Origin of the sequence: Pseudoalteromonas sp. P1-8 (assembly GCF_001399985.1) — a bacterium.
GTDB lineage: Bacteria > Pseudomonadota > Gammaproteobacteria > Enterobacterales > Alteromonadaceae > Pseudoalteromonas.
Map to the genome: position 1 here is coordinate 202,307 of NZ_LJSO01000002.1, position 21,145 is coordinate 223,451.

At 40.4% G+C, this 21,145-nt stretch carries 19 protein-coding genes; 7 read left to right on the plus strand and 12 right to left on the minus strand.

What is annotated here, in order from left to right; genetic code table 11:
- Positions 1–75 precede the first annotated feature (75 nt).
- Complete coding sequence (gene trmL, locus AN213_RS04465) at positions 76–540, minus strand: tRNA (uridine(34)/cytosine(34)/5-carboxymethylaminomethyluridine(34)-2'-O)-methyltransferase TrmL (protein WP_054550977.1); 465 nt, start codon at positions 538–540, stop codon at positions 76–78.
- Between the two features lie 101 nt (positions 541–641).
- On the opposite strand from trmL, the gene AN213_RS04470 reads away from it, so the two are divergent.
- Positions 642–1,550, plus strand: a complete 909-nt coding sequence (locus AN213_RS04470) for a cation diffusion facilitator family transporter (protein ID WP_082401648.1) — start codon at positions 642–644, stop codon at positions 1,548–1,550.
- Here the strand turns inward: AN213_RS04470 and AN213_RS04475 are convergent.
- The 3 genes from AN213_RS04475 to AN213_RS04485 are packed head-to-tail and all read right to left on the minus strand — an operon-like array spanning position 1,529 to position 4,547.
- A complete protein-coding gene (locus AN213_RS04475; protein ID WP_055197635.1) occupies positions 1,529–2,470 on the minus strand; it encodes an alpha/beta fold hydrolase in 942 nt (313 codons plus the stop codon). The two genes, AN213_RS04470 and AN213_RS04475, sit on opposite strands and share 22 nt — an antisense overlap.
- Complete coding sequence (locus tag AN213_RS04480; protein WP_095209705.1) at positions 2,471–3,856, minus strand: ATP-binding protein; 1,386 nt, start codon at positions 3,854–3,856, stop codon at positions 2,471–2,473.
- Position 3,857: 1 nt separating this feature from the next.
- Positions 3,858–4,547, minus strand: coding sequence for a response regulator (locus AN213_RS04485; RefSeq protein ID WP_055197636.1), 690 nt, complete (start codon positions 4,545–4,547; stop codon positions 3,858–3,860).
- A 171-nt stretch (positions 4,548–4,718) separates the two neighbouring features.
- Here AN213_RS04485 and AN213_RS04490 point away from each other — a divergent pair, with 171 nt between their 5' ends.
- Complete coding sequence (locus tag AN213_RS04490; protein ID WP_054562798.1) at positions 4,719–5,246, plus strand: Spy/CpxP family protein refolding chaperone; 528 nt, start codon at positions 4,719–4,721, stop codon at positions 5,244–5,246.
- Positions 5,247–5,303: 57 nt separating this feature from the next.
- Here the strand turns inward: AN213_RS04490 and yacG are convergent, their stop codons facing one another.
- From yacG to nadC, 8 genes are all read right to left on the minus strand, one after another.
- On the minus strand, positions 5,304–5,537 hold the full coding sequence (gene yacG / locus AN213_RS04495; RefSeq protein WP_054562797.1) for a DNA gyrase inhibitor YacG: 234 nt from the start codon (positions 5,535–5,537) through the stop codon (positions 5,304–5,306).
- A gap of 73 nt (positions 5,538–5,610) precedes the next feature.
- Complete coding sequence (pilB, locus tag AN213_RS04500; protein WP_055022084.1) at positions 5,611–7,287, minus strand: type IV-A pilus assembly ATPase PilB; 1,677 nt, start codon at positions 7,285–7,287, stop codon at positions 5,611–5,613.
- Positions 7,288–7,480: 193 nt separating this feature from the next.
- Positions 7,481–8,080: a dephospho-CoA kinase gene (gene coaE, locus AN213_RS04505; protein WP_055197638.1), complete on the minus strand. Its 600-nt coding sequence runs from the start codon at positions 8,078–8,080 to the stop codon at positions 7,481–7,483.
- 2 nt (positions 8,081–8,082) lie between these two features.
- Positions 8,083–8,979: an A24 family peptidase gene (locus tag AN213_RS04510; protein WP_055197640.1), complete on the minus strand. Its 897-nt coding sequence runs from the start codon at positions 8,977–8,979 to the stop codon at positions 8,083–8,085.
- A 156-nt stretch (positions 8,980–9,135) separates the two neighbouring features.
- Positions 9,136–10,365 (minus strand): type II secretion system F family protein, encoded by a 1,230-nt coding sequence (locus AN213_RS04515; RefSeq protein WP_055197642.1) that lies wholly within the window; start codon positions 10,363–10,365, stop codon positions 9,136–9,138.
- A 63-nt stretch (positions 10,366–10,428) separates the two neighbouring features.
- Positions 10,429–11,757: an O-antigen ligase gene (locus AN213_RS04520; RefSeq protein WP_055197644.1), complete on the minus strand. Its 1,329-nt coding sequence runs from the start codon at positions 11,755–11,757 to the stop codon at positions 10,429–10,431.
- A gap of 47 nt (positions 11,758–11,804) precedes the next feature.
- A complete protein-coding gene (locus AN213_RS04525; RefSeq protein ID WP_055197646.1) occupies positions 11,805–12,239 on the minus strand; it encodes a pilin in 435 nt (144 codons plus the stop codon).
- Between the two features lie 493 nt (positions 12,240–12,732).
- Entirely contained in the window at positions 12,733–13,581 is an 849-nt protein-coding gene (gene nadC / locus AN213_RS04530) for a carboxylating nicotinate-nucleotide diphosphorylase (protein WP_055197648.1), read from the minus strand.
- A gap of 187 nt (positions 13,582–13,768) precedes the next feature.
- Between nadC and ampD the strand changes: the two genes are divergently transcribed.
- From ampD to aceF, 5 genes are all read left to right on the plus strand, one after another.
- Positions 13,769–14,311, plus strand: coding sequence for a 1,6-anhydro-N-acetylmuramyl-L-alanine amidase AmpD (ampD, locus tag AN213_RS04535; RefSeq protein ID WP_054562787.1), 543 nt, complete (start codon positions 13,769–13,771; stop codon positions 14,309–14,311).
- A 21-nt stretch (positions 14,312–14,332) separates the two neighbouring features.
- Entirely contained in the window at positions 14,333–15,184 is an 852-nt protein-coding gene (gene ampE / locus AN213_RS04540) for a beta-lactamase regulator AmpE (protein WP_054562786.1), read from the plus strand.
- 544 nt (positions 15,185–15,728) lie between these two features.
- Positions 15,729–16,478, plus strand: coding sequence for a pyruvate dehydrogenase complex transcriptional repressor PdhR (pdhR, locus tag AN213_RS04545; protein WP_036965924.1), 750 nt, complete (start codon positions 15,729–15,731; stop codon positions 16,476–16,478).
- 84 nt (positions 16,479–16,562) lie between these two features.
- Positions 16,563–19,229: a pyruvate dehydrogenase (acetyl-transferring), homodimeric type gene (aceE, locus tag AN213_RS04550; RefSeq protein WP_055197650.1), complete on the plus strand. Its 2,667-nt coding sequence runs from the start codon at positions 16,563–16,565 to the stop codon at positions 19,227–19,229.
- Between the two features lie 9 nt (positions 19,230–19,238).
- Positions 19,239–21,143 (plus strand): pyruvate dehydrogenase complex dihydrolipoyllysine-residue acetyltransferase, encoded by a 1,905-nt coding sequence (aceF, locus tag AN213_RS04555; RefSeq protein ID WP_055197652.1) that lies wholly within the window; start codon positions 19,239–19,241, stop codon positions 21,141–21,143.
- Positions 21,144–21,145 lie beyond the last annotated feature (2 nt).

Consider the following 21,145-nt stretch of genomic DNA (forward strand, 5'->3'; position numbering starts at 1 on the left):
TATTTAGGTTAGTCCATAAAAAATGGTCGTGCTAAACAATTAGTAAATATTTATTACAAGCGCTTTTTCAATGAGTTATTGACCGTTCACAAACCCCAGCTGACGCCAAGATTCATAAACAAATACAGCAACTGAGTTAGATAAGTTCATACTACGGCTATCTTTTTGCATTGGAATGCGTACACGTTGCTCTTTCGGCAACGATTGAATGAGTTCATCAGGTAAGCCACGCGTTTCAGGGCCAAACACTAAACAATCACCAGGTTGGTATTGTGCTTGATGGTGAAATTGACTGCCCTTTGTGGTGCAAGCATAGACTTTTTTCGGTTGGCATTTTTCTAGATATGCTTCAAACGAGGCATGGCGCTGTACATGGCTAAACTCATGATAATCAAGACCTGCACGTTTTACGCGTTTATCATCCCACTCAAAACCAAGGGGTTCAATTAGGTGTAACGCATAACCTGTGTTTGCGCATAAGCGAATGATATTACCCGTGTTTGGTGGAATTTCTGGTTGGTACAACACAATATCAAGCATGTGAATCTCATTTATAAGGATTTGATCTGCTGCTGAGTATACACGAACTAGAATTAAAAGATGATATACTCAACACAGTTACTCACTAAAGGTAAGTTGTTGTGCAGCATCGTAGTTATGAGTTTTGGGTTAAAACAGCCAGTATAGTCACCATTGTTATGGTGAGTTTAATGATCGCAGCAAAAAGCTGGGCTTGGCTTGCATCTGGCTCGGCGTCAATGCTGGGTTCATTGACCGATTCGTTAATGGATATCACAGCCTCACTGATGAGTTTTTTAGTGCTAGGTTATGCACTACGCCCTGCTGATGACGACCATCGCTTTGGTCACGGAAAAGCCGAAGCATTAGCCGGGCTTGCACAGGCCGCTTTTATAGCTGGCTCAGGTTGCTTTTTAGCGTTTCATGGCATTGAGCGCTTATTTAATCCGGTAACCTTAAAGCATTCAGACCTTGGTATTTGGGTTAGTATTTTCGCTATTGTTTGTACGCTCGTGGTGGTGTTTGTACAAACTAAGGTGATTAATCACACCGAATCAATCGCCATTAAAGCAGACTCAATTCACTATAAAGGCGATTTAATCTTAAACTTGGCGGTATTACTGGCAATTGTGTTAGCTAAGTACGGCGTCGCTTATGCCGATCCATTATTTGCTATTGGGGTGGCTGTTTATTTACTTTATAACAGCTGGGATATTGCTCGCGAAAGTGCTGATCACTTAATGGATAAAGAGCTCCCAGATGAAGAAAAACAACAAATACTGGCCATTGTGAATAGCCATCAAGACGTATTTGGCGCCCATGATATTCGCACCCGCCAAGGTGGTAAAATTAAGTTTATTCAGATGCATTTAGAGCTGGAAGACTCATTATCATTGATAAGAGCGCATCAAGTTGCTGATGAAGTAGAAGCGTTAATTCAAACGCATTTTGATTGTGAAATGGATATTTTGATGCACCTAGACCCACTTTCTGTGGTTAACAAAACACGTCAAAGTTCTGCACAAAATTGATAAAAATCGCTGAGTATTGTTTGTCTGATCTCGTCGCGTTCACACAATAGTTCGTGGCGAGCGCCCGCATAGCTTTTTAGTTGTGCTTGCTTTTGCCTATGGGTAAGTGCAAATTGCGCAGCGTTATCGACCACAGTATCTTGCTCGGCGCTTGCGATAAACAAAGGAATATCGACTTTTTTATCGACTAAAGAAGCAATAAAATCAAACGATGCATTGAGCCAGCCATAGGTTACGCCACCTAGTTGTAAATCACCTTCTGCTGCATAAAGCTCTCTGAACAGTTTATATCGAATTTCACTACTGGTTAGTTCATTAGCTGCAAAGTCGACTGGTAAATAATCGCTTTGGCCAAATGCGTAGCTGCGGCCAAGACCAAGTAAGGATGCAATTTTAGCAGCCAGTTTTGCTACAGGCTTTGGCGTGCCTTTGGTATAGATATCAAACATCGGCGCTGATAAAAAAGCACCCGCAAATTGATGCTGATAGCGCGATAGGTAATCATAGGCAATGGCACTGCCCATAGAGTGGCCAAGCAAAACCTGCTTTCCTTGCCAGTGTTGATGCACCACTTTTTCTATAAATACAGCAAAGTCATCTGCGTAGTCAGTAAAGCGGTTTACAAAACCCTTATGAGTGTTTTTTAAATGACGATAAGAGCGACCTTGCCCTTGGTGATCAACACTAAAAACTGCAAAGCCATTTTGATATAGCTCCCACAGCAACTCTTTGTACTTAATTAAAGACTCTATTCGGCCAGTACTGATAACGATGGCCGTTTTTGCTTGTTGGGGAATTGCATAGCCGTAATAAAGCTTGCCATGAGCGGTGCTCAGAAAGTCTTGCTGTAATTGCTCAGAAAAAAACTGATTAATATTAGGTAGGTTATTAACAAGACTTGCTTCGCGACTATAAAACATTTACTCACTCTTATAAGGTAGGCGGATGTTTACGCACAGTCCGCCATGTTCTTGGTTTTCAAGTGTTAGTGTACCATCATGTGCTGAGATAGCATTCTTTGCAATAGCAAGACCTAAGCCCGTGCCGCCAGTGCTTCTATCACGTGCATGCTCCTGACGGAAGAAAGGTTCACACAGCCTTGCTAGGTTTGCTTCATCAACCCCTTTACCGTCATCACAAATAGTGATGTAGATAGCATCTGATTCAACTAAGCCTATTGAGATTGAATGTTCTGCGTATTTAATGGCATTGCGAAGTACATTCTCAAGCGCGCTGGCTATTAAGGTTTCATCGCATTTTAAATCGGCTGTTAGTGTACCATTTACGATAAGCTCTTTATTACTTTGCTTGGCCTCAAATTGAGCATCGTTGAGTACATGATCAACAATCACTTGTAAGGATTGTGTACTCAACGCCAGAGTCTGGCTTTTGGCTTCTAAGCGTGAAACTTGAAGTACATCGGCAATCATTTTATCGAGCTGATTGGCCTCTTTTTCAATGCGCTCTAAATAAGCGTGTTGAGCATAGTCGGCTTGCATTTGTGCAAGGCCTGTAGCCATTTTTAAGCGCGTTAATGGTGAACGTAGTTCATGAGAAATATCTGCTAGCAGTCGTTTTTGAGCGCTAATAAGCTGCTCAAGTTGTACTGCCATGGTATTAAAGTCACGACCAAGTACACCTAACTCATCTTGACGAGTAGGAGATACATCGGCACGGGCAGTTAAATCGCCATGAGCAAGCTTTTTTGCGGTTTCTTTTAAACTATTAATAGGTGCAATTAAGTTACGGCTAAAGAAGAAACTCAACATCAATGAGGCGATTAAAGCAATAAGCAGCTTGAGCCAAACTGGCATTAGCCATAGGCTGACAAAAAACGGTTTCTTGCGTTTTTCATCGATTTCATAAAGATAAAATTTACCTTCGGGTACATTCAAAGCTACCGGCCCATAAGCTTGGTATTCATCGGTAAAAATAATTTGCGGACGCATATATTTGGTAAAGTTCAGCAAGCTTAAATCAATGTCTTTGGATACAGGTTCGCTAAGCATTTCAACACCATGAACCTCACCATTTAAGTACAGTAATTTATGCTTTGATAAGCGCGGATGAGATAAAACCTCTTGAGTTGATTTTCCGTGTTTAGCAACAATACGTTCAATACTTTTAGCAGTGTACTCAAGATTTTTCAGCATGGGTCCACGCAGGTCGTCATTGCCGACATTGCTCGTTAACTGGCTTAAAAACACCAGTATTGTGATAGTCGCTATGACAGTAACCCAAAACCAAGCAAATATTTTTAAAAACAAATAATGGCGGGGATGCTTTAGCCAGCTTGGAGTTTGCATATTATTCGCCTTGTATTAATACATAACCACTGCCACGCATGGTTTTGATCCGTTCATTACTAACATGCTCTGCAATTTTTTTACGGATGTTGCTGACATGCATATCGATTGAGCGGTCAAAAGGAGCAAGGCGTCTACCTAATACTTGCTCACTTATTTGCTCTTTGCTGATCACTTCACCGGCATGTTGCACTAGCATGGCAAGGATCTCATACTCAGTGCCGGTTAGGCTCAGTACATTATCTTTAACAGAAGCTTCTCGTGTTGCGAAATTAATATTGATGCTGTTAACACTCAATGAGCTGCTCTGTTGGCTCGATAAGCTATTGATATGTTCGATGCGACGGGTAATTGCTTTAACGCGAGCTAGCAGTTCTCTGTGGTTAAATGGCTTAGGAATATAATCATCTGCGCCTAGCTCTAAACCAAAGATACGATCAAAGTCTTCGCCTTTCGCGGTTAGCATGATCACCGGAGTAAGCTTATGTTGTCTTAACTGCTTTAGCACCTCAAAGCCATCCATAGAGGGTAGCATCACATCAAGCAATATTAGCTCATAGTTATGCTTAATAGCTTGCTTTAGGCCTTCAGCGCCATCATGAACACACTCTACTGTAAAACCTTGTGCTGATAAGTACTCGCTGAGTAATTCGCACAATCCTGTATCGTCGTCGATCATTAATAGTTTCATTCTGACACCTAGCTATTTATTTCTTTAAGGTTATTTTACTCAGTAAATTGTGTAAAAGTGAATCTTTACACAACCTTTACACTGGTTTGCGTTCCTTTGCATTGAATTAGTTATAGTTAACCCATCAGTCGGAAACGACAACAGAGCACAACCCAACAAAAGGTAATGATTATGACTATTTCAAATAAGCTTTCTAAATTCGTACTTGTTTGTGGTTTAGCAGCAGCCAGTGTAGGTGCTACTTCAGCAATGGCGAAAGGAGACTTTAACCGTGGTATGAACCCACAGGCTCGTTTTTTACTTTCTGAGCGTGGTATTGATAAATTACAACTTACCGAAGAGCAGCAAACGCAACTTAAAGCAATTTTTGCCGAGCAGAAAACACAATTTGCAGCACTGCGTGGCGATAAAGATGCAATGAAAGCCGCTCGTGCAGCACACAAAGAGAAAATGGATGCGTTATTAGCAACAAAAGCATTTGACGAAAATGCAGCATTAGAGCTGATTAAAGCGCGCCAAGAAAAAGGCCAGCAGTTTGCCATGCTAAAAATGAAATCTGACCATGCGATTTGGCAGGTTTTAAATGCAGAACAGCGCGAAAGCTATCAAGAGATTAAAAAGCACCTGCGTAAAAAAGGTCACAAAAAGGGCCACCATGGTCATCGAGGCGAACGCAAAGCTGAGAGTTCTGAAGGTTAAAAGTGATAGGTTATATTAAAAAATGCGGCAAATGCCGCATTTTTTGTATTTGACGCTTTATTCTTTAAAGAATGAATCATCGTTTTTAGCCAGCATTGCTTCGATATCTTCAATCATATCTTGGCTCAAATCATTAGCATTGCTAATTGGGCTAGAAATTTTATTGTTTTCAAACGACCACTCGCCTAAATCAATTAGCTGGCAGCGTTTTGAGCAAAATGGACGATGCGGGCTTTGCTCTGACCATTCAACTTTGGCTTTGCATGTTGGGCAGTTTACAACTGTTGGCATGGAATAACTCTCAAATAAGCACTTTTGTCAGATCTTACTGAACAGTTAGCTGATAATCCAGTAACGAATTTGTTTAGAAACTCGTTACTCGGTTTATTTCTGCTAAAGAGGTAACGCCATCAGCGGCTTTTTTCAGGCCAGATAAACGCAGATCATTAAAGCCTGAGCGCAGAGATACTTCAGCGATTTCGAGTGAGTTACCACCACGCATAATAATTTGTGCTATTTCAGGGGTAATTTGCATTACCTCATAAATACCAACTCGACCTTTATAGCCTTCAGTACAGCTATCGCATCCTTTTGGTGCGAATAACTGAACCTCATTGAGTTTGTCTTTATCAAAACCTTGGCGAATCAATTCTTCATCAGGTAGTTTTTCTGGTGTTTTACACTTAGGGCAAAGTCGTCTTGCTAGACGCTGCGCAATAATAAGGCTGATAGAGCTTGCTACGTTATAAGCAGGAACACCCATATTTAAAAGACGAGTAAGGGTCTCTGGCGCAGAGTTTGTATGCAGAGTTGATAATACCAAGTGACCTGTTTGCGCCGCTTTAATTGCTATTTCAGCGGTTTCAAGGTCACGGATCTCACCAACCATTACGACATCGGGATCTTGTCGTAAGAAAGCCTTTAATGCATTGGCAAAGGTCATATCTGCCTTTGGATTAATTTGTACTTGGTTAATCCCTTCAAGGTTGATCTCTACTGGATCTTCGGCGGTACTGATATTACGCTCTGGCTGGTTAAGAATATTCAAACCCGTATAAAGTGATACCGTTTTACCAGAGCCCGTTGGACCGGTTACTAAGATCATGCCTTGTGGTTGCTCAAGTGCGTCCATGTAGAGTTTTTTCTGTTCTGGCTCATAACCAAGCACATCGATACCTAGCATAGCACTTGATGAGTCGAGAATACGCATTACGATTTTCTCGCCCCAAAGGGTAGGCAAGGTACTGACACGGAAGTCGATACTTTTACGTTCAGTAATTTTAAGCTTAATACGGCCGTCTTGAGGTTTACGTTTTTCTGCTATGTCTAGTCGTGACATAACCTTGATACGTGCAGATAAACGGCTCGCTAAGCTATTCGGTGGACTTGCCATTTCATGCAAAATACCATCGATGCGAAAACGCACACGGTAGCGGTGTTCATAAGGTTCAAAGTGTAGATCCGAGGCTCCTTTTTTAATTGCGTCCATCAAAATTTTATTGATGTAAACGATAATAGGGGCATCGTCTTTATCTTCATCTTTGCTAGCTAAGTCGCGAGGGGCTTCTGTTTCAAGCTCACCAAGTTCTTTAAACTCATCTTCACTTAAATGTAAGCCACCTGCGGCATCAAGTAATTGCTCAATTTTATTTTCAAGTTGCGTGTAATCAACAACGACCACTTCGCATGAAAGGCCAGTACTAAATTCAAAGTTTTCAAAGGCACCGTAGTCGGTTGGATCTGAGGCTGCAATGTAGAGCTTACGGCCCTTTTTAACTAGAGGTAAAATGTGGTGCTCACGAATTAGTTTATCTTTAACTAGTTCTTCGCTAATGTTCGCAACATCAAAGTCTTTGATGTCAAAATAAGGCACACGAAAAAGGTCTGTACATTGCTCTGCGAGCTCATGGCCAGCCATTCCACATGTTTTAGAAATAAGCTCTGCAGTAGAGTTATATTCGCGCTGCTTTGATTTTACGGTCTCTGCATCAATGCGACCGAGTGTAATAAATTTTCGAAGTAGCGGTGAGTTTATATTCATTGCGCACCTAGATTGATCCTTTATTGCCACAATCTAACAGAAAAAGTAAGGCTATTACATCAGTCTTGTCTGATTTTAGGAAAATTGCAAAAAAAATTAACCTAAAACTCAGTTGTTTAGAATGTGTTTTGGTACTTTTGTATTGGTTTTTATGGGTTCAAATTCATGAGAATCTATAAATAAAATCAATACCCTAGTGAGAGTGCATTAGGTACTTTTTGTGCAGTTTTTGCACATCAGCTTTTACTTCTTCAAGAGGGCGGTTGTTATCTAAAATATCTCCCGCTTTTTGTTGTTTATCAGCTCTGCTCATTTGTGAGGCTATGATTTGCTCGGCTAATTCAACAGAGACATTATCACGGGCTGTTGTTCTTGTTATTTGTACATCAACCGGAACATCAATTAGTAAGGTATGATTGCAATATTTTTCTAAGCTATTTTCAAAAAGTAAGGGAGCAACTAAGATGACATAGTGGCTGGTGGCCTGCTTTAACTGGCTCAGCATTGTTTCTCTAATAAGCGGGTGCAATAAGTTATTTAGCCATTGTTTTTGTGATTCATTGGCAAAGATAATTGCTCTTAGTTTTGCGCGATCAAGCGTGCCGTTATTCGTGAGTATTTCATCACCAAAATGTGCTGTAATTTTTGTAAGGCCAACAGAGCCAGGCTTGACGACTTCTCTGGCAACTATGTCGGCATCAACCACCTGAATACCAAGCTCTTCAAATATGGCGCTTACTGCACTTTTTCCTGAGCCAATACCACCGGTTAGCCCTAAAACCCAGTTTGCCATAATTAGTAACCTAAATAGTTAAAGTAATAACTTTTAATTTGCTCACCCCAAAGTAAGGTGACCCATCCTGCGATGGCAAGATAAGGCCCAAATGGGATTGGCGTAGTTTTGTCTTTACCTTGAATCATAATTTGCGCAATGCCGATGATGGCACCGACGACACTTGATAGCAGCACGATAGTTAAAATATCTTGCCAGCCAAGTAGCGCACCAAATACGGCTAATAATTTAAAGTCGCCATAACCCATGCCTTCTTTACCTGTAGCAAGCTTGAATAACCAGTAGACACTCCATAAGCTCAGGTAGCCAACTGCTGCGCCGATAATGGCATCGCTCGGTGCAATGGTAATATCCATAGTGGCAGCAATCAGCGCTAACCAAACGAGCGGCAGGGTGAGCTGGTCGGGCAGTAACATATGATCGATATCGATAAAGGTTAATGCAACTAAAAACCAAGTAATCAATATATATAGAAGAGCTAGTTTTGTCGGGCCAAAAACAACGGCGACAACTAAACTTAGAACCGCAGTAAGCATTTCAACAATAGGGTAGCGCACAGAAATCGGTGTTTGACAATTTGCACAGCGACCTTTTAGCAATAGCCAACTTAAGACAGGGATATTTTGCCAAGCTTTAATCGGTGCTTTGCATTTAGGGCAGGTCGAATTAGGTTTTACTAAATTAAAGGGAGCTTGTTCTGTTTGCTGTTTTGAATTGAGCTCATCGGCCAATACAATACGGCATTCAGTTTGCCATTCTCTTTTCATCATCAGTGGTAAACGATAAATCACCACATTTAAAAAGCTACCAATACACAGGCTTACTAAGCCTACCGTCAAAAAATAAAACCACTGCTGACTTTGCATCGCAGTGGTTATATCAAGAAAAAAGTTTTCCATTAAAATACCTAACTTCTGGCCATTTGCAGGCCGATATTATTTCGCTGTGTTGAAGCGTTGTTATTATTTATTTAATGTAGCAATCAACTAGCGTTTATAGTTTTGCTTACAGCTTACAGCTTACAGCTTACAGCTTACAGCTTACAGCTGCTATGTTTAAATCACCGAACCTAATTGGAATATAGGTAAGTACATAGCAACAATTAACCCACCAACAAGCACACCTAAAACCGCCATGATAAGGGGCTCAAGTAAACTTGATAAACCATCTACGGCATCATCGACTTCTTGCTCATAAATCGTTGCCACTTTTGCAAGCATACCATCAAGTGAACCCGACTCTTCACCTATGGCCACCATTTGCACCACCATATCAGGGAAGATTTTAGCGTTTTTCATCGCCCAGTTCATTAAGTTACCTGAACTTACCTCGGCTTTGATTTCTAAAATTGCATAACGATACACCGCATTACCGGAGGCACCTGCAGCAGAATCAAGCGCATCAACGAGGGGGACACCAGCAGCAAAGGTAGTTGAAAGCGTGCGAGCATAACGTGCAACCGCCGCTTTATTTAAAATCATACCAATGACAGGCAGTTTTAATATGGCTCTATCGTTAGCATCGCGGAATTTTTTACTTCTAAGTAAAGCTTCTTTGTATACGTAACCAAATGCGATTAGAGCGATTAGGATTATCCACCAGTATTCTTGCAGAAATTCGGAAATACCAATCACCATTAAAGTAAAACTTGGTAATTCAGCACCAAAGCCACTAAAAATATCTTGAAATTGTGGTACAACAAAAATTAGAAGGATTGAAGTAACAATGATAGCTATGACGATTACAGAAATAGGGTAAAACATGGCTTTCTTTATTTTTGACTTCAATGCCTCGGCTTTTTCTTTGTATATAGCAACACGGTCAAATATTTTATCAAGGGCACCAGATTGCTCACCAGAAGCAACCAGGTCGCAGTATAAATCATCAAAGTAACGAGGATGCTTTCGAAGAGCTTGAGAAAGTGGTACACCAGCTTTCACTTCATCACCGACTTCGTCCATTAATTTTGCAACACTTTTGTTTTTTGCGCCTGATGCTATAAGTTCGATTGATTGAATCAAAGGTACACCAGCAATAAGCATAGTCGCTATTTGACGAGTGATTAATGCTATATCTTTAGGGGTTATTTTTTGCACACTTTTTATTCCAAAAAGTGGCTTTGGTTTACGTTTAACTTTTGATGGAGTGATGCCTTGTTTACGCAACTGAGCTTTAATGAGAGCAATACTACTTCCCGTTAGCTCTCCTTCTAGCTTTTTACCCCTAGCATTAACACCTATCCACTGAAAGGTATCTAGATCTTTATCTTCCTGTTTTTTAGCCATGGATAAAACCCATCTTATTGTAATGTTTTAAAATATTATTCTGAAAGTTTAGACTGTTATATTTCATAATCTATGAGCGATAGACCAAAATCTTGGCCCAAATATATAACCTGTATCAGGGTTCATTTTTTGATAGGTTTCTAAAGCTACCCATCCATAAAAATACCACAATGAGGTTAATATAATAACAAAAATAACTAATTTCCATTTTGTAAAGTTAATAAATGTTAGAGTTTTACTTGAAGTTCGAGCCAGCAGTAGGGCCCATACTATAAATAGTAAAGTTTGTGAAACAGGCATTACATGTACACCTGATAACAGAGAATATATGAGGCCAGAGAGAAAAGAGTAAAGTAGTGCTTTTGACGTACTGTCTTCATTATTCAGTACAAGGTAAGCGACTGCATTTTTAATTGTAAAATAAATAGCTGAAGATAAAAAAGCAAATGCTAAAAAACCCCACTCGTTAGTAACCTCTATGACTGAGGAATGAGGGTGGCTCATTGGTGCTTTTCCCTCTAAAGAGGCTTGAAATACCCCAGGTCCATTACCTATAAAAAATTGTTTCCAGGTAAATTCAGAGATAGTTTGTTGCCAAATGAATAATCTACCTGAAGAGCCTGTTTTTAATGAAACTTCACCAGAGCTAAAAAGTACATTACAGGTGTAATAAGTTAACAAACCTATCAAAAGGCAAAATAATGCAGTTTGGTACTTTTTTCTTTCATGCTTATCAAAAAGCTGAGCTAATAAGAAAACAATAGAAAATGTTAGTAAAGCACCTCTTGCATATCCTATAAATATTAATAGAAAGTTTAAAGTAAGAAAAAAGTATACTACGCGTTTAATATCCTTATATTTCAATAAGAATATAAGCAAAGGTATTATGAAAACTTGGACTTGATTAAAAAATCGTATGTTAATGAAATTCTGATAGATAACAAATGGATTAAGCTTTACTTGGTCAACAATTGAAAAGATTACATTCAAAAAACAAACTAATACAAGAATGCTATGAATGATTGCAATAGAAGCTATAAAATAGGAGGTGGTCTGTTCACTTTCTTCATTTATCACTATGTAAAAAAACATAAATAGGAATAGGAAGTGAATAGTATAAAAAAAACTAAAAATTATTTCATTAGCAAAAGCAGATGAAATAAACCCCATGAGAATGAAAAGAAATACAAATTTGTTTATTGGGGAGGCTAGTAGTAGCTCTTTATCTTTGCTTACCTTAACCAAGAAAAGTATAGAACTTAAAAGTAGTAAAGTTACTTGTAGAAATCTCTGGTGATTATGATAATCAAATGAAAATATCGGAATAAACGGAAGAAGGGTTAATGAAAAATATAAAGTAATAAAAGTTAATGTATAAGGAAGTTTACTCATTATTTAAAGTAAAGCGCCTTTAAAAGGCGCTTTAGTAGATTCATATATTATGAATGAGGGCAGCTCTTAGGAGCTAATTCAGTTGCATCACCAGTTAAACCAGTGGTAGCGCAAGTCCATTCACCTGTAGCCGCTCTAGACCAAGTAATAACAGCCGATGATACTTGAGATGGAGCATTGTCAATAGTACAAACAATACTACCAGTACCATCAGATGCTAAGCTAGCAGTGATTGTACAATTTTGAGTAGAAGCATTTTTGATAGCTTTAAGATCTGATACTGAACCAATCGTTTCACCGTTATTAGCGTCAATTTCCATTTCGGTCTTTGCACCAGTAATTTCAGCTAGGCCAGCTGTTAATTTTGATGATGCTTGGTAGTCAGAGTATGCTGGAAGAGCTACTGCAGCAAGAATACCGATGATTGCAACTACAATCATTAATTCAATTAGGGTGAAACCCTGTTGGTTTTGTTGTGTCATTTGTTCCTCTCCTAAAGGATATGATGATTTAGTAAGTTTAGCTGTAACTTCAGCGTTGTAAAACCATTGCTTAATTTACAGGATAAATCTTACAATTTTACTTAAAACAACTTTTATTAACGCTTAAATGTTAACAAAGTAGTAAAAACCTTACTGGTTAAGCGTGTATAAATTTACTTTAGCATCAATAAATGTTTTTGGAAGCTATTTTCCTGTTCAGTAAGCAGTTTTTCAGAACTTTCCTACCTTTGTTTGATGTAAAATAAGCTTAGTTACACATATTTGTACTATTTATAGACACCGCATCCTTGCAGGAACTTATTGAATTGATTGCAATCTTGTGTAGGTTCAGGACGTGCGTATACAAAATAGTCAAAAGCGCTAAAAAGATATTGATTTTTTGTTATCTGTTCAGGCTTTCTGCGTATTTAATGCTTTTTTTATTTTCTTGTCAATGAATTAGGTAAAACATTAAATACGCATATGGGAAATTTTAGCCGTTAAATCGCATTGAAAGATCGATTGATTGTAAATTTTTTGTAAGTGCGCCACTTGAAATAAAGTCAACACCGGCCTGTGAATAGGCTTTTAAGGTTTCAAGGGTCATGTTGCCAGATACCTCAAGCTTTGCTCGCTTGTCTGTTAGCACAACTGCTTGTTGAATTTGCTCTACAGTAAAGTTATCAAGCATGATGATATCAGCGCCAGCTGTGATCGCTTGTTCAAGCTCATCAAGTGATTCTACTTCTACTTCAACTGGTTTAGTCGGGTGGTTTACTTTAGCTTGAGCGACGGCTTTATCAATACCCCCGCAGGCTGCAATGTGGTTTTCTTTAATTAAAAAGGCATCAAAAAGGCCGATACGATGATTCGCGCCACCACCACATTTCACAGCGTATTTTTGTAGCGCACGTAAACCTGGAATTGTTTTACGCGTGTCGAGTAGCTGCGTAGTCGTGCCCTCAAGCTCTTTTACATAATGAGCTGTTGTTGTTGCTGTACCTGAGAGTGTTTGTACAAAGTTAAGGGCAGTGCGCTCTGCGGTTAAAATTGCGCGAGCTGAGCCTGATGCTGTAAATAGTGTACTATTTGCTGCTACTTTGTCGCCGTCATTTACGAGTACTTCAACGTTTACTGTAGGGTCAACTTGCTTAAATACTTCTAAAATAATGTCTTTACCACAAAATACACAGTCTTCACGAGTAATTACTTTGGCATTGGCTGGCTCGTTTTCTGGAATTAGTTGCGCGGTAATATCACCGTCATTTGCGCTTTGGTAATCTAAATCTTCATCAAGGGTGAGTTTTACCAGCTGGCTAATTAAAGTGTGAGGGACTGACATGTCGAAAGCTCATTGTTTATTAATAAATTGGCGAAATTTTACTATGTTTAACCCCTTAATAGAAGACAAAGATCGGCCACAGTAAAGTATCCTTACTCTTACTTTAAGTGATTGAATCAAAGCAACTAGACCCTGAGATTTTAACCCTTTACACTATTTAACTTTATTGTCATCGTTAGTTTTTAATATGCATATAAATGAATTGGGCCAATTAAACAATGTGTTACAAAGGCCCTGTACACATTACGATGAGCGCCCTGAGGGCGAGGTGTCATTACTTGTTATTCATAATATTTCATTGCCTGCTGGGCAGTTCGCAACGCCTTATGTTGATGATTTGTTCATGGGGGCAATTGATTGTACGGCGCACGAAAGCTTTACTGATTTAAAAGGCTTAAGAGTGTCTGCGCATTGCTTTATTCGTCGTACCGGTGAAATTATTCAGTACGTGCCTTTTGAGAAAAGGGCTTGGCACGCCGGTATCTCGACGTTTGAAGGACGAGAGCGCTGTAATGATTTTAGCGTGGGCATTGAGCTTGAAGGTACCGACAACCAAGCGTATACCCAAGCCCAGTATAATGCATTACACTTAGTGACTATGGCGTTGATGGCAAAGTACCCTGAGATAAACCGTTCACGCATTGTTGGCCACTGTGATATTGCACCGGGCAGAAAAACTGACCCTGGTGCGAGTTTTGATTGGCAATACTATTTTGATTTAGTGTTTTAGTTAAAGGATATAGGTAAAAGCATGATCTTAATTTCAATAATTATTGCTTTGGTAATTGAGCGTTTAGGGGCTCGAGCTAACTACTGGCAAATCGGTTTTTATGCCAATACCTACCTTAAGCACTCGCAAAAACAACTCTCAGAAAAAGGCTTATTTAATTCGCCAATTGGTTTTTTGATTTGGTTAATGCTGCCTGTCGTTGCCGCAGGTTTAGTTTATCAACTCTCTGATTTTATTATTTGGCAACTAGCTGTGAATGTTGCTGTGCTACTGGTGTGTTTTGGTTGTGCTAAGCAACGTGCTTTATATAAGTCTTACTTAAATGCGTTAACCCGCAACGATCAAGAAGCGGCAACCCTATTTGCGTTACAAATGGGCCAAAAGAAGACAGAAGATGACCCTCATGGTGAGACTTTTGGCCAAACTTTAGCTTGGTTAAATTTTCGCTTTTATTGTGCAGTTATTTTTTGGTTTGTGGTTTTAGGTGTGCCTGGCGCGGTGCTTTACGCATTAGTTCGTACTTTTGCTGACAAAGTAAGGGATGATCACAGTGTTGCCTATGCTAAGCGTTTTAAACTAGTACATAGCTTACTGTTTTGGCTCGATTGGTTACCAGCTCGGGTTGCAAGCTTTGGTTATTTAGTTATTGGTAACTTTAATAAAGGTACCAGTTGTTGGCTGAAGTATGTGCTCGACTTTTCAGTGAGTAACCGAAAAGTAGTTACGCAAACTGCACTTGCCGCTGAGCAAATTGAGCAGCAACATTTTGGCTGTACTTATGAAGCCACCTGTATGATGAAACTTGTAAAAAGAAATGTATTATTCTTTTTAGTGATCATCGCAGCACTTACTTTATTTGGTGGTTTGGCGTAGCGTGTAAAGTTAGCAAGTTACGAGATGTAGGACTGGCTTTAGCCGGGAATGTGTTTGAGTTAGCAAGTTTCAAGAGTAAAGCTTGTAGGAAAGTTACTAGTCATGAATCTCTGCGGTTGCACTTTGATTGAGTTTTAATTTTTCAGCACTGAAGTGCATCCTACTTCGAATATTTTTCAGCATTCAATTCAACGATGCGGGGTAAACCCGCTGCTACAAAGCTACTCAATTCATCTAACATCTAATACCTGACCACTAATCTAATACCTGACCACTAAAAGTTCTGCCGTTTAATCTGGTCTGACCATTTATTTTTTATTGTTTTTTCCTTCAGAAAAAGCCACTTTAATCCATACTGTTTAATCTTTAGACGAATTACGTTAGGGTGTAACTAGGCGCTGAACGTAGTGAAATTGACAGAAATACGGGTTTTTGATAACGTATGCGACAAATTTGGTATGACCAATTTACCTTTTTGGTCAAAGCACAAGGCTAAATACCCGATATTTATGGGGTTAGCGCATAACAATGCGGACGTTAATAAATGTCTTTAAAGATTAAAGCAGCAAAATTATCTGATGTAATTTTACAACAACTTGAGAATATGATTCTTGAGGGGTCGTTGGCGCCAGGCGAAAAGCTGCCTCCTGAACGTGAGTTAGCGAAACAATTTGAAGTATCGCGACCTTCACTGCGTGAGGCAATTCAAAAGCTAGAAGCTAAGGGGTTAGTAACGCGTCGCCAAGGTGGTGGAACGTTCGTAAAAAATCAGCTTGAAGAGGGGCTCACTGATCCGCTTTTTGATTTGATTAGTAAGCATCCAGAGTCACAATTTGATTTACTCGAATTTCGTCATGCCCTTGAAGGAATTGCAGCATATTATGCAGCTATGCGCGGCACAACGAATGACTTCAAAAAAGTAAAACAAAGCTTTGACAACATTGCGCTCGTTAATGACGACATTGTGCAAAAAGCAAAAGCAATTAATGCATTTCATTTTAGTGTGGCAGAAGCGTCTCATAACGTTGTACTGCTACATTTAGTACGTGGTATGCAGGCCTTGCTAGAGCAAAATGTATTACAGAATTTAACTGTACTGTTAAAAAAACCACAGATCAGCCAGCAGCTCGCAGAACATAGACGGCTGTTGATGGATGCGGTTATTGAAGGAAACCCAGAGCAAGCACGTCTTGCTAGTAATGCTCACTTAGCCTTTATCGAAGAAGCCTTACTTGAGGCTGGCAAAGAGCATTCGCGGATTGAACGTAGTTTAAGACGCACCAAACAACATTAAGCAAGTGATTAGCTAAGTTTAGTTAACTACTTAATTTAAGATTTATTAAAATAATTAGTATTTTAAACATAAGGAAACCTCCATATGTCTGAAGTCAATAAAATTGACGTAGACGCGCTAGAAACACAAGAGTGGTTACAAGCCCTTGAGTCTGTTGTGCGCGAAGAAGGTGTTGAACGTGCTCAATTCTTACTTGAGCAAGTGTTAGAGCAAGCCCGTTTAGACGGTGTTGATATGCCTACTGGCACAACCACTAACTACGTTAATACCATTCCGGTAGATCAAGAACCTGCTTACCCAGGTGACGTAAACATTGAGCGTCGTATCCGTTCAATCATTCGTTGGAATGCGATCATGATCGTATTACGCGCGTCGAAAAAAGATCTAGACTTAGGCGGCCATATGGCTTCTTACCAGTCTTCAGCTGCATTCTATGAAGTATGTTTTAACCACTTCTTCAAAGCACCAAACGATGTAGATGGTGGTGATTTAGTTTATTACCAAGGTCACATTTCTCCAGGTATCTATGCACGTGCATTTGTTGAAGGTCGTTTAACAGCTGAGCAGCTTGACAACTTCCGTCAAGAAGTTGATGGTAAAGGTCTTCCTTCATACCCACACCCTAAGTTAATGCCTGAATTCTGGCAGTTCCCTACGGTATCAATGGGTCTTGGTCCAATTGCATCAATCTACCAAGCTCGTTTCTTAAAATACCTAGACGGTCGTGGCTTAAAAGACACTAAAAACCAACGTGTATACGCTTTCTTAGGCGATGGTGAAATGGATGAGCCAGAATCACGTGGTGCAATCTCATTCGCTGCACGTGAGAAGCTAGATAACTTATGTTACCTAATCAACTGTAACTTACAGCGTTTAGATGGCCCAGTAATGGGTAACGGTAAGATCATTCAAGAGCTTGAAGGCCTATTCAAAGGTGCAGGCTGGAACGTGATTAAAGTTGTATGGGGTAGTGGTTGGGATATCCTACTTGCTAAAGATACATCAGGTAAATTACTGCAGTTAATGAACGAAACGATTGACGGTGATTACCAAACATATAAAGCAAAAGACGGTGCATATGTTCGTGAGCACTTCTTCGGTCGTTACCCAGAAACAGCAGCACTTGTTGCTGATATGACTGATGAAGAAATCTTCGCACTTAAGCGTGGTGGCCATGAGCCTTCAAAACTTTACGCTGCATTCAAAAAAGCGGAAGAAACCAAAGATCGTCCTACTGTGATCCTAGCTAAAACTGTAAAAGGTTACGGCATGGGTGAAGCGGCTGAAGGTAAAAACATCGCGCACCAAGTTAAGAAAATGGACATGACTCATGTTGAGCACCTACGTTCACGTTTAGGTCTACAAGATTTAGTTTCTGATGAAGAAATTAAAGACTTACCATATCTTACTCTTGAAGAGGGTTCTGAAGAGTACAAGTATCTTCACGCTCGCCGTGAAGCGCTTCAAGGTTACACACCTAAGCGTATTCCTAAGTTTTCTGAAAGCTTAACATTGCCAGAAGTTGACGCGTTTAAGCCACTACTTGAAGAGCAAAAACGTGACATCTCTACAACAATGGGCTTTGTACGTGCACTTAACGTGTTACTAAAAGACAAAGGCATTGGTAAAAACATCGTTCCTATCATCGCTGATGAAGCGCGTACATTTGGTATGGAAGGTTTATTCCGTCAAATCGGTATTTATAACCCACATGGCCAAAACTACACGCCGCAAGACCGTGACATTGTTTCTTACTATAAAGAAGCAACATCAGGTCAGGTACTACAAGAAGGTATCAACGAGTTAGGTGCAATGTCATCATGGGTTGCTGCTGCAACATCATACAGCACTAACGATTTACCAATGATCCCATTCTACATCTACTACTCAATGTTTGGTTTCCAACGTGTAGGTGATATGGCGTGGATGGCCGGTGACCAACAAGCACGTGGTTTCTTACTAGGTGCTACGGCAGGTCGTACTACACTAAACGGTGAAGGTTTACAGCACGAAGATGGTCACAGCCACATTCTTGCTAACACGGTTCCTAACTGTATTTCTTATGATCCGACATTCGCATACGAAGTAGCGGTAATCATGCAAGACGGTATCCGTCGCATGTACGGTGAAGACCAAGAAAACGTGTTCTATTACCTAACGCTAATGAACGAAAACTACCATCAACCGGCAATGCCAGAAGGCGCTGAAGAAGGTATTCGTAAAGGTATCTATAAGCTTGAAACTGTGGCTGGCGATAAAGCGAAAGTACAGTTACTAGGTTCAGGTACTATTATGATTGAAGTGCGTAAAGCGGCACAAATCCTGAGCGAAGAGTATGGTATTGGTTCAGATGTATTCTCTGTAACGTCATTCAATGAGTTAACTCGTGACGGTCAAGACGCTGAGCGTTTCAACATGCTTAATCCAGAAGCAGAGCAAAAGACTGCTTACATCACGGAGGCATTAACTGATGCCGTGACTGTTGCAGCAACAGACTACATGAAGAACTACGCAGAACAAGTTCGTTCATTCGTACCAAGCAGCAACTACAAAGTGTTAGGTACTGATGGTTACGGTCGTTCTGATAGCCGTGAAAACTTACGTCGTCACTTCGAAGTGAATGCTGGTTATGTTGTGGTTGCAACACTATCTGAGCTTGCTAAACGTGGTGAAGTTGAGAAGTCAGTAGTTGTTGAAGCAATCAAGAAATTCGACATCGACACAAACAAAGTTAACCCGCTATACGCATAAGAGGTTCCAATGAGTATTGAAATTAATGTACCAGATATCGGTGGCGATGAAGTTGAAGTAACCGAAATCCTTGTTAGCGTTGGTGATAAGGTTGAGGTTGACCAATCGTTATTAACGGTTGAAGGCGACAAAGCATCAATGGAAGTACCTGCTGCACAAGCAGGTACGGTTAAAGAAATTAAAGTAGCTGAAGGTGATACGGTAACGACGGGTTCACTTATCATGATCTTCGAAGGTGAAGAACAAGCTGCGGCTCCTGCAGAGGCTAAAGAAGATGCGCCAGCTCCAGCAGCTGCGCCTGCAGCTTCTGCTGTGCAGGAAGTAACTGTGCCAGATATCGGCGATGATGAAGTTGAAGTAACTGAAATCATGGTTGCGGTAGGTGACACGGTTGAAGAAGAGCAATCTTTATTAAGCGTTGAAGGCGATAAAGCATCAATGGAAGTACCTGCTCCAATGGCGGGTACGGTTAAAGAGATCAAAATCGCGACTGGCGATAAAGTGAAAACGGGCTCTCTAATCTTCGTTTTTGAAACAGCTTCAAGCGGTTCAGAAGCGCCTGCTGCAGAATCAGCACCAGCTGAAGCAGCGCCGGCAGCAGCGGCATCAAGCACTAAAGAAGTTAACGTGCCTGATATCGGTGGTGACGAAGTTGAAGTAACCGAAGTGATGGTTGCTGTAGGCGACAAGGTTGAAGAAGATCAATCAATCTTAAACGTTGAAGGCGATAAAGCATCAATGGAAGTACCAGCACCATTTGCTGGTACTGTTAAAGAAATCAAAGTAGCTGCTGGGGATAAAGTATCAACTGGCTCACTTATCTTTGTATTTGAAGTAGCGGGTAGTGCACCAGCAGCAGCGGCACCTGCTCCTGCAAAAGCTGAAGCTGAAGCAGCGCCTGCACCTGCAGCAAAAGCGCCTGCGGCTGAAAAGCCAGCATCAGCACCTGCAAGCAACGAAGGTTTTGCAGATAACAAAGCGTATGCACATGCATCGCCTGTTGTTCGTCGTTTAGCGCGTGAGTTTGGTATTAACCTAGCAAACGTAAAAGGCACGGGTCGTAAGAATCGTGTTGTGAAAGAAGACGTACAAAACTACGTGAAAGACCTTGTGAAGAAAGTTGAGTCAGGTCAGCTATCTGCAGGTAAAGGTAATGCCGGTGGCGGTGAGTTAGGTCTTATCCCTTGGCCTAAGGTTGATTTTGCTAAGTTTGGTGAAATCGAAGAGAAGAAACTTTCTCGTATCCAGAAGTTATCAGGTGCTAACTTACATCGTAACTGGGTGCAAATCCCGCATGTTACACAGTTTGACGAAGCTGATATCACAAGCCTTGAAGCATTCCGTAAAGAGCAAAATGCGCTTGCTGAGAAGAAAAAGCTGGGTGTTAAAATCACACCTCTTGTATTTGTGATGAAAGCAGCTGCGAAAGCATTAGCTGAATTCCCAACGTTTAACTCTTCACTGTCTGAAGACGGCGAAAGCTTAATCTTGAAGAAATACATCAATATCGGTGTTGCAGTTGATACGCCAAATGGTCTAGTTGTTCCAGTGTTCAAAGATGTTGATAAGAAAGGCATCATTGAACTTTCTCGTGAGTTAATGGATATTTCTAAGAAAGCACGTGACGGCAAGCTAACTTCATCTGATATGCAAGGCGGTTGTTTCACAATCTCAAGCCTTGGTGGTATCGGTGGTACAGCGTTCACGCCAATTGTGAATGCGCCAGAAGTTGCTATCTTGGGTGTATCTAAGTCAGAAATGAAACCTAAGTGGAATGGCAAAGAGTTTGAACCTAAATTAATGGTTCCATTATCAATGTCATACGACCATAGGGTTATTGACGGTGCACTAGCAGCACGCTTTACTGTGACGCTAGCAAGCTACATGAGCGATATTCGTCAATTGGTGATGTAATC